The sequence below is a fragment of the Brevundimonas sp. genome, from assembly GCF_041688735.1.
Taxonomy (GTDB): domain Bacteria; phylum Pseudomonadota; class Alphaproteobacteria; order Caulobacterales; family Caulobacteraceae; genus Brevundimonas.
Genome location: NZ_JBDNHO010000091.1, coordinates 1 through 7,956 on the forward strand (window position 1 = coordinate 1; position 7,956 = coordinate 7,956).

Sequence of the window (7,956 nt, forward strand, 5' to 3'; positions counted from 1 at the left end):
CACGCTCCCGAAGATCGTCCGAACGCGCCTTGCCCATAATAGCCTCCCAATCAGAAGACCCATGGACTCACGGTTCGGACCCGATGGGAATCCCCCGCTCGATCACATTCGATTCAACTCAGCGGGCGGCTGCTCTAGCCGACGTAGCCGGCCTGCATCAGTTCGGCGATGTGGACGATGGCAACGGGCCGTTCGTCCTCGACCACCAGCAGGGTCGCGATCTTGTTCTGGGTCATCAGGTCGACGGCGTCGCTCATGCGGGCGTCCGGGCCGATGACCTTGGGGCGCGGACTCATCACGTCGGCGGCGGTCAGGCCGGACAGGTCGCGCGAGAAGGCGCGGCGCACGTCGCCGTCGGTGACGATCCCGGCCAAGGTGGCGTTCAGGTTGACCACGGCCACGGCGCCCTTGCGGCCTTCGGTGATGGCGGAGACGACTTCGGCGAAACCGGCGGTCAGGAAGACGGTCGCGGGCGCGGGGGGACGATCGCCCATCCAGTCGCGCAAGCTCTGCAGGCTCATGCCCAGCTTGCCGCCGGGATGGTGCAGGCCGAAGGCCTCGGCGGTGAATCCCCGCGCGTCCATCAGCACCATGGCCAGGGCGTCGCCCAGCGCCAGGGTCATCAGCGTCGAGGTGGTCGGCGCCAGGCCGTTCGGGCAGGCCTCGGCCACCTGCGGCATGGTCAGGCAGACGGCGGCGTGACGGCCCAGAAAGCTGTTCGGCCGCTGCGTCAGGCCGATTACCGGTATGCCCTCGCGCTGACAGTACAGCAGGGGATCGCGCAGTTCGCGGCTCTCGCCCGAATTGGAGATGGCCAGCAGGGTGACGTCCTTGCGCAGCATGCCGAGGTCGCCGTGGCTCATCTCCGCCGGATGGACGAAGAAGGCGTTGGTGCCGGTCGAGGCCAGGGTCGCGGCGATCTTGCCGCCGATGTGCCCCGACTTGCCCATACCCGTGACCACGACATAGCCCGGCCGGGACAGGATAATCTCGCAGGCGCGGGCGATGCCGTCGTCGAGGTTGCTCTCCAGCGTCTGGAGCGCGGTGATGTTCAGCTGCAACACTGCGCGCGCGCGTGCGGTCATGGCGGCGGTGTCGGCGGGTGGTGTGGCGTTCGTCATGCGCCGGAATTTGGTCCATCCTTTCAGCTTTGACAACGGCCGGTGCCAAGCGATTTATGCCGCAACGCGAAAGAAATGAGCGCCAGCGGACAACCATCCGACTTGAGGCGCGTTAGCTTGACCATGGGGACGTCAGATCTTGCCATCGACGCCATGACCACGGCCGCCAGCACGATTCGGCAGCTGCCCGCGCCGCCGGGTCGCCTGACGCGACCCGCGCTGTTCCTCGACATGGACGGCGTACTGGCCCCGCTGGCCGAGACGCCCGATGCGGTGGTGCCTGACGCGCGGCGCACGGCGGTTCTGCGCGCGCTGGCGCAGCGGCTGAACGGGCGGCTCGCGATCATCAGTGGCCGGACCCTCGCCGAGATCGACCGAATCGCCGAAAGCGCCGCTGCCTCCGCTTCGGGCGTACACGGTCTGGAGCGCCGACGAGCCGATGGTTCGCTGGACCGTGCCGCCGCCGATCCGGCGGTGCGCGACGCCGTGGCGGCCTTCCAAGATTTCGCCCGCACCCGCCCCGGCATCATCGTCGAGGACAAGGCGGTGTCGGCCAGCCTTCACTACCGCCAGGCGCAGGGCGAGGCCGAGGCCGTCGGGGCCCTGGCCGAGCGGCTCGCCGACGAGACGGGGCTGACGCTGCAGCCCGGCAATCTGGTGGTCGAACTGAAGACGCCGGGGACAGACAAGGGCACCGCCCTGGCGGCCTTCATGGCCGAGGCTCCATTCAAGGGTGCCATGCCGGTGATGCTGGGCGACGACCTGACCGACGAGGACGGGTTCCGCGCCGCCGAGGCGCTGGGCGGGTTCGGCGTCCTGGTCGGGCCGCCCCGCGCCACTGCCGCCCGCCATGGATTGCCGGATGTGGACGCCGTGCTCGCCTGGCTTGATGCGGTCGAGGAGACGCCATGACGCCCAACCTCGACCTGGCCCCTATCGGCAACTGTTCGATCAGCGCCCTGATCGACCGCAATGGCCGCTATGTATGGGCCTGCGCGCCACGCGTAGACGGCGATCCGGTGTTTTCGGCCCTGATGGACGGGTTCGACCCCGATCACGGCTTCTGGGACATCGAACTGCAGGGCCTGCAGACGGTCGAGCAAGCCTATATCCGCAACACGCCGGTTCTGCGGACGGTCCTGACGGCTGCGGACGGCGCCGCGGTCGAGATCATCGATTTCGCGCCCCGCCACCCCAAGCACAGCCGCACCTACCGGCCTCTGGCCTTCGGACGGATCGTCCGTCCACTGAGCGGTTCGCCCCGAATTCGGGTGCGCCTGCGCCCGTCGGCCGACTGGGGCGCCCGCCGGGCCGAGACGACCAACGGTTCGAACCATATCCGTTATCTGTGTACGGACGTAGTCTTCCGGCTGACCACCGACTGTCCGGTGTCGCACGTCCTGAACGAGCGCGCCTTCCGCCTCGAGCGCCCTTACGCCTTCTTCCTGGGACCAGATGAGGGCTATGATCAGGACGTCGGTCCCGGCGTTTCGGCTGTACTGGACCGAACCGTCGCCTATTGGCAGGACTGGGTCCGCACCCTCTATCTGCCGCTCGACTGGCAGGAGGCGGTGATCCGCGCGGCGATCACGCTGAAGCTCTGTGCCTATGAAGAAACGGGCGCGATCGTCGCGGCCATGACCACCTCGGTACCAGAGTTTCCCGAGAGCGGCCGCAACTGGGACTATCGCTACTGCTGGATCCGCGATGCCTATTATGTGGTGCGCGCGTTAAACCGGTTGGGGGCGGTCGACCTGCTGGAGAACTATCTCGGTTATCTGCGCAACCTCGTCGACGCGTCGGGCGGCGGCCATGTTCAACCGGTGTACGGCGTTGGGCTGGAAGAGGACATAGACGAACGGATCACGGAATCGGTCGAAGGCTATCGCGGCATGAAGCCGGTACGCATCGGAAATCAGGCACGTGAGCATCTGCAACACGACGTGTACGGACAGATTGTCCTGCCATTGGTCCAGACCTTCTACGATCAGCGCCTGCTGCGCCCCGGCACGATCAAGGATTTCCACGCTCTGGAAAAGGTCGGCGACCGCGCCTTCGCCATGCACGACCAGGTCGACGCGGGCCTGTGGGAGTTCAGAACCATTGCCCGTGTGCACACCTATTCCTCAGTGATGTGCTGGGCCGCCTGCGACCGGCTGGCCAAGGCGGCCGATCACATGGGGCTGACCGATCGCGCCCTGTTCTGGAGCGAGCGGGCGACGATCATCCGTGAGCGGATCGAAAAGGAAGCCTTCGTCGAGGATGAGGGGCGGTTTGCCGCCAGTTTCGGCAACCGCGAGTTGGACGCCTCCCTGCTGCAGATGACCGACCTGGGCTTTCTCGACGCCCGCGATCCACGTCAGGTCGCGACCTTCGACGCGATCGAGCGGGATCTGAAGAAGGGCCCCTATCTGTTCCGCTACATCGAGGCGGACGATTTCGGCGAGCCGGAAACGGCGTTCAACTTCTGTACCTTCTGGTTCATCGAGGCCCTGCACCAGAACGGCCGCGACGCCGAGGCGCGCGAAATCTTCGAGGAGATGCTGAGCCGTCGCACCCACGCGGGCCTGCTGTCCGAGGACCTCTCGCTGGGCGACAAGGAGCTGTGGGGCAATTATCCGCAGACCTATTCCCTGGTCGGCATCATCAACTGCGCGGTCTTGCTGAGCCGGTCATGGACCGACGCGCGATGACGGACCTCACGATATCGCGTTGCGACCGTGGGCCGGAGGAAGGCGTTGTTCGTCGATGAGCCGCCTTATCGTCGTCTCCAACCGCGTATCCGCGCCCAAGGACCCCGCCGCCGGCTCGACGGGCGGCCTGGCCATGGCCCTGTCCGCTGCGCTCAGGAAATATGACGGCCTGTGGTTCGGCTGGTCGGGCGAGACGGTCGAGCATTTCACCGGCGAGCTGAAGATGGAGGACCGTGCCGGCGTCACCGTCGCCCTGGTCGATCTGGAGGCGCAGGACGTCGACGAATATTACAACGGCTACGCCAACAAGACGCTGTGGCCGCTGTTCCACCATCGCGTCGATCTGACGGCCTACGAAAGATCCTATGGCGAGGGCTATGAGCGGACCAACGCCCGCTTCGCCGAGGTCCTGGCGCCCCTGATCCAGCCCGACGACGTGATCTGGATCCACGACTATCACATGATCCCGCTGGCCAGGGACCTGCGGCGGCTGGGTGTCCGCAACCGCATCGGCTTCTTTCTGCACACGCCTTGGCCGGTGCGGCAGTTGCTGGTCACCCTGCCGCATCACCGGCGGCTGGTGGAGTCGCTGTTCGACTACGACCTGATCGGCTTTCAGACCCGCGAATGGCTGGACCTGTTCCGCGACTATGTGGCGTCCGAACCCAGCGTGAACGGCAAGCTGTTGCCGAATGACGCGGTCGAAGCCTTCGGCAAGACGGTCCAGGCCGGCGTTTTCCCGATCGGCATCGATGTGGACGGCTTCATCGTCGCCCGAAACTCGCCGCTGGGCAGGCGGACCTATGACCGGATGGCGGCGTCGGCGGCGTTCCGGTCGCTAATCGTCGGTGTCGATCGGCTTGACTATTCCAAGGGGCTGGAAGAGCGGCTGCTGGGATATGAACAGTTCCTCGAGACCAATCCCGAGATGCGGTCCCAGGTGCTGCTGCTCCAGGTTACCCCGATCTCGCGCGATGAGGTCGATGCCTACCAGGACATCCGTGGGCGGCTGGACGCCTTGGCCGGTCGCATCAACGGTGCCTATGCCGAAATGGACTGGCAGCCGATCCGTTATCTCAACCGCACCTATCGCCGCGACCAGCTGGCCGGGATCTACCGGGCGGGGCGGGTCTGTCTGGTCACGCCGCTGCGCGACGGCATGAATCTGGTGGCGAAAGAATATGTGGCGGCCCAGAATCCCGACGACCCCGGGGTGTTGGTGCTGTCACGCTTCGCCGGAGCAGCCGAACAGATGGGCGAGGCCCTGCTGGTCAATCCGTTCAGCCGCGAAGAGCTGTCCGACGCCATCAAGCGCGCCCTGACCATGACGCTGGAAGAGCGCAAGCGGAAGTGGGAGGCGCTCATGCATGTAGTGAGGAACACCGACGTCGGCATCTGGCGGGACGACTTCGTCGGCACGCTTCGCTCGATCAAGTGCCCGGCCGACGGGAATGGCGACGCCGCTCCCGTCCACGCCGCGTGAGGTTCAGTAGATCTCGAACAGGCCCGCCGCGCCCATGCCGCCGCCGATGCACATGGTGACGACGCCGTATTTCGCGCCGCGCCGCCTGCCCTCGATCAGAACGTGGCCGGTCATCCGGGCACCGGACATGCCGTAAGGATGGCCGATCGAGATGGCACCGCCCGAGACGTTCAGTCGGTCATTGGGGATGCCCAGAGTGTCTTGGCAATAGAGGACCTGCACGGCGAAGGCCTCGTTCAATTCCCAGATGCCGATGTCGTCGACCGTCAGGCCGTGACGCTTCAGCAGTTTGGGCACCGCATAGACCGGGCCGATGCCCATTTCGTCGGGCTCGCAGCCGGCGACGGCCATGCCGCGATAGGCGCCGAGCGGCTGGAGCTGGCGCTTCACCGCCTCGCCGGCCTCCATGATGACGCAGGCCGAGGCGCCGTCGGACAGCTGGGAGGCGTTGCCCGCCGTGATGAACTCGCCCTGCTGGATTTCCTCGCCGCCGCCGAAGACGGGCTTCAGCGACTTCAGCCCGTCCAGTGTCGTGTCGGCCCGGTTACCTTCGTCCTTCGACAGCGTGATCTCTTTCGAAGAGGTCTGGCCGGTCGCCTTGTCGGTGACCAGCATGGTGGTGGTCAGCGGCACGATCTCGGCGTCGAGGCGGCCCTCGGCCTGGGCTTGGGCGGTGCGCTGCTGGGACTGCAGCGCGTATTCATCCTGGCGGTCGCGTGAAATGCCGTAGCGGCGCGACACCACCTCGGCCGTCTCCAGCATCGACATATAGATGTGCGGCGCCAGCTTCAGCAGCGCCTCATCCTTCATCCGGTACAGGTTCATGTGCTGGTTCTGGACCAGCGAGACGGATTCCAGTCCGCCGCCGACGGCCATCTTCTGCTGGTCGAAGATCACCTGTTTGGCCGCCGTGGCGATGCCCATCAGGCCGGAAGCGCACTGGCGATCGAGGCTCATGCCCGGAACCGACGCGGGCAGGCCGGCCGCCAGGGCGATCTGGCGCGCGACATTGGTTCCGGTCGAGCCCTGCTGCAGGGCCGCGCCCATGATCACGTCCTCGATCTCGGCGGGATCGACGCCCGACCGGGCCACGGCGTGACGGACGGCGTGGGCACCCAGCTGCTGCGCCTGGGTGTCGTTGAACGCCCCGCGATAGGCACGCCCGATCGGCGTGCGGGCGGTGGAGACGATGACGGCTTCGCGGGACATCTCAGATGGTCCTTGTTTGGGGCGCTATCGCTCGGCGCGCGGCGCCTCGCTGCTTGAGCGCGGGTTGTTCTCAATGCTTTACGCCCTTGCCGTTGCGTCAAGACAAGGCCTTGGCGCCTCGAGTCGTGAGCCGCCGCGCGGCGAACACAGACGCGCGGCGTCAGACGCCCAAGGCGGCCTGCGCCTTGGTCAGCTCGATCATGCCCTGGGCCGCGCCCATCTCCGGGACGATCTCGCCCGACCGGTCCGAAATCTCGGCGAAACGGCCCTGGACCTGTTCCGGCGCGTCTTCGCCCACCGCGCGAATGCCTTGGGTCAGCGTGACGTAGGCCCGCTCAAAACCCCCGGCGCCGGCGGCCAGGATGCAGCGGCTCGGCGCGTCCTCGCTGACCAGATACAACAGGCCCGGCGTCACCAGGTCGGGTCCCAGCGCCTCCAGCGGCAGGGCCGCGCCCAGATCCTCGGTCATGCGGGTGTGGGCCGTGGGGGCCAGACAGTTCACCCGCACGTCGTTCTTCGCCCCCTCGATGGACAGGGTCTGCATCAGCCCGACCAGCGCCATCTTGGCCGCGCCGTAGTTGGACTGTCCGAAATTGCCGTAGAGGCCCGAAGACGAGGTCGTCATCACGATTCGGCCGTAGTTCTGCCCCCGCATGACGTCCCAGACCGCCTTGGTGCAGTTGACGGCCCCCATCAGGTGCACGTCGACGACAAAGCGGAAGTCCTCGAGTTCCATCTTGGCGAAAGTCTTGTCGCGCAGGACGCCCGCGTTGTTTACGAGGATGTCGATCCGGCCCCACTTCGCCATGGCCGCCGCGATCATGGCCTCAACGGCGGCGTAGTCGGTGACCGAGGCGGCGTTGGCCATGGCCTCGCCGCCTTCGGCTTCGATCTCGGCCAACACAGCCTCGGCGGGCGAGCTTGAAGCCCCTTCGCCGTCGCGGGCCACGCCGAGATCGTTCACAACCACTCGCGCGCCACGCCGGGCCAACGCCAGGGCGTGCTCGCGTCCCAGGCCACCCCCCGCGCCCGTCACGATCGCTACCCGGCCGTCGAACCGCATACTCATCTATCGATTCTCCAAGATGTCAGTGCCCGGCGCGCCCGTGGCGGCGCGGGAAACCGGTGCAATGTGTTGAAATGGTGCCACAGTCGCCGCATTCCAAGCAAAAATAAGGAACCCGAAGCCCACATTGCCGTTCGGCACCGGAGCGCTCCGTATTAAGCGAGAGTGATCCGACATTCTAACGCGAGGGATATCATGAAGCTGAAACTTATGGCCGGTGTAGCGATGGCGGGGCTGTTCGCAGCCGGCGCGGCCGCTGCCGAGCCCAACGGTTGGTACGGCGCGATCGACGCGGGCTACCACACCATCGACGATGTGGAGTTCACCTCGACCAGGACCGGTAGCCAGTTCGACTACCAGGTCGAGGACAGCTGGGCCGGCTTC

Annotated in this window: 6 protein-coding genes and 1 pseudogene; 4 read left to right on the forward strand and 3 right to left on the reverse strand. The window is 66.4% G+C overall.

The window, feature by feature from the left end; translation table 11 throughout:
- Positions 1-134 precede the first annotated feature (134 nt).
- Positions 135-1,121 carry an SIS domain-containing protein gene (locus ACESMO_RS09515; protein ID WP_372707923.1) on the reverse strand — a complete coding sequence of 329 codons (987 nt, stop codon included), beginning with the start codon at positions 1,119-1,121 and terminating at the stop codon, positions 135-137.
- Between the two features lie 153 nt (positions 1,122-1,274).
- Between ACESMO_RS09515 and otsB the strand changes: the two genes are divergently transcribed.
- Genes otsB through ACESMO_RS09530 form a run of 3 tightly spaced genes read left to right on the forward strand, consistent with a single transcriptional unit; the run spans position 1,275 to position 5,297 of the window.
- On the forward strand, positions 1,275-2,033 hold the full coding sequence (gene otsB, locus ACESMO_RS09520; RefSeq protein WP_372707924.1) for a trehalose-phosphatase: 759 nt from the start codon (positions 1,275-1,277) through the stop codon (positions 2,031-2,033).
- Entirely contained in the window at positions 2,030-3,814 is a 1,785-nt protein-coding gene (locus ACESMO_RS09525; RefSeq protein WP_372707925.1) for a glycoside hydrolase family 15 protein, read from the forward strand. The genes otsB and ACESMO_RS09525 overlap by 4 nt, the downstream gene beginning before the upstream one ends.
- A 55-nt stretch (positions 3,815-3,869) precedes the next feature.
- Positions 3,870-5,297 carry a trehalose-6-phosphate synthase gene (locus ACESMO_RS09530; RefSeq protein WP_372707926.1) on the forward strand — a complete coding sequence of 476 codons (1,428 nt, stop codon included), beginning with the start codon at positions 3,870-3,872 and terminating at the stop codon, positions 5,295-5,297.
- 3 nt (positions 5,298-5,300) lie between these two features.
- On the opposite strand, the gene ACESMO_RS09535 is transcribed toward ACESMO_RS09530, so the two are convergent.
- Together ACESMO_RS09535 and ACESMO_RS09540 are read right to left on the reverse strand one after the other, a co-directional pair.
- Positions 5,301-6,506: an acetyl-CoA C-acyltransferase gene (locus ACESMO_RS09535; RefSeq protein ID WP_372707927.1), complete on the reverse strand. Its 1,206-nt coding sequence runs from the start codon at positions 6,504-6,506 to the stop codon at positions 5,301-5,303.
- Between the two features lie 160 nt (positions 6,507-6,666).
- Positions 6,667-7,575, reverse strand: a complete 909-nt coding sequence (locus ACESMO_RS09540; RefSeq protein ID WP_372707928.1) for an SDR family NAD(P)-dependent oxidoreductase — start codon at positions 7,573-7,575, stop codon at positions 6,667-6,669.
- Positions 7,576-7,767: 192 nt separating this feature from the next.
- Here ACESMO_RS09540 and ACESMO_RS09545 point away from each other — a divergent pair.
- Positions 7,768-7,956 (forward strand): annotated as a pseudogene (locus ACESMO_RS09545) (cell envelope biogenesis protein OmpA); the annotation flags it as partial.

Bases quoted from the DNA above. Each gene is read 5' to 3' on its own strand.
- ACESMO_RS09515 (WP_372707923.1), bottom strand. From the start codon at position 1,121: ATGACGAACGCCACACCACCCGCCGACACCGCCGCCATGACCGCACGC.
- otsB (WP_372707924.1), top strand. From the start codon at position 1,275: ATGACCACGGCCGCCAGCACGATTCGGCAGCTGCCCGCGCCGCCGGGT.
- ACESMO_RS09525 (WP_372707925.1), top strand. From the start codon at position 2,030: ATGACGCCCAACCTCGACCTGGCCCCTATCGGCAACTGTTCGATCAGC.
- ACESMO_RS09530 (WP_372707926.1), top strand. From the start codon at position 3,870: ATGAGCCGCCTTATCGTCGTCTCCAACCGCGTATCCGCGCCCAAGGAC.
- ACESMO_RS09535 (WP_372707927.1), bottom strand. From the start codon at position 6,506: ATGTCCCGCGAAGCCGTCATCGTCTCCACCGCCCGCACGCCGATCGGG.
- ACESMO_RS09540 (WP_372707928.1), bottom strand. From the start codon at position 7,575: ATGAGTATGCGGTTCGACGGCCGGGTAGCGATCGTGACGGGCGCGGGG.